This is a genomic window from Chryseobacterium sp. SIMBA_029, assembly GCF_046535275.1.
In the GTDB taxonomy this organism is placed as follows: domain Bacteria; phylum Bacteroidota; class Bacteroidia; order Flavobacteriales; family Weeksellaceae; genus Chryseobacterium.
This window is the reverse complement of record NZ_JAWRXA010000779.1, coordinates 1-242: the sequence shown is the minus strand read 5'-3', so window position 1 is coordinate 242 and position 242 is coordinate 1. Positions and strand designations below refer to the sequence as shown.

General features: G+C 64.9%; 1 protein-coding gene. It reads left to right on the top strand.

What is annotated here, in order from left to right:
• Nucleotides 1-242 (top strand): Gfo/Idh/MocA family oxidoreductase (locus SB679_RS26050; RefSeq protein WP_410705290.1); only part of this gene is annotated, 242 nt, incomplete at both ends.

Genomic DNA, 242 nt, shown 5'->3' with positions numbered 1-242 from the left:
CGGCGGACCCCGAACGCGCCGCGGCTGTGGGTCGGCTGTACCCTCACGCGAGGATCGTTCCTACCCCCGAGGACATGTTTGCACTGGCAGGTGAGCTCGATCTCGTGGTACTCGCCACGCCGCCTGTGACGCATCTGGAGCTCGGCGCCACGGCCATTGCCCACGGGCTCAACGTAGTGGTGGACAAACCTTTCGTCACTACGGTCACCCACGGTGAAGAGCTGGTATCCCAAGCGTCCGAC